This is a genomic window from Mycobacterium sp. E342 (assembly GCF_001667665.1).
GTDB lineage: Bacteria > Actinomycetota > Actinomycetes > Mycobacteriales > Mycobacteriaceae > Mycobacterium.
In genome coordinates this window covers 1-611 of sequence record NZ_LZJM01000124.1, presented here as the reverse complement: position 1 = coordinate 611, position 611 = coordinate 1, and the positions used below count along the sequence as shown (strand labels likewise).

At 64.0% G+C, this 611-nt stretch carries 1 protein-coding gene; it reads right to left on the bottom strand.

Annotated features, from left to right (window positions below):
- Window positions 1-611: acyl-CoA dehydrogenase family protein (locus A5692_RS07770; RefSeq protein ID WP_197514390.1), on the bottom strand; the 611-nt coding region annotated here is incomplete at both ends.

The following is a 611-nucleotide window of genomic DNA, read 5'->3' as shown; positions in this document are numbered from 1 at the left end:
AGCTTCTCGGCGCAATCGGCGAGCATCCACTGGATGCCTTGCCGATCGGCGACGCGCTTGCCGAAGGTGACACGCTCGCACGCACGTGCGGTGGCCATATCCAAGGCTGCCTGAGCTTTGGCCACGCTCCACATCCCGTGCCGGAGCCGGCCGTATCCGAGCCGATGCTGCCCCATCGCAAAGCCCTCGCCACGGCCGCCGAGAATGTTCTCGTCGGGGACCACTAGGTCGCGGATGCGGACTTCCGCGTGACCCATGGTCACCTCACCGTGGAAGGCCGGCACGTCGGTCTCTCCCATAACCGGAATGTTGCGGATGATCTCGAAGCCAGGATTGGGCAACTCGACGAGAAACGTCGTGTACTGGCGATGGCGCGGCGCGTCGGGATCGGTCTTCGCCATGACCAATGCCAGTTGTGAGATGGAAGCGGCGGAGGTGTACCACTTCTCGCCGTTGAGGATCCAATTATCGCCCTCGCGCACCGCGCTGGTCTGCATGCCGGTGGCATCGGCGCCGGCGGCTCTTTCGGTCATGGCAAAGCAGACCCGGATATCGCCGTTGACCAGCGGGACCAGGTAGCGCTGCTTCTGCTCGTCGGTTCCATGCTCGAT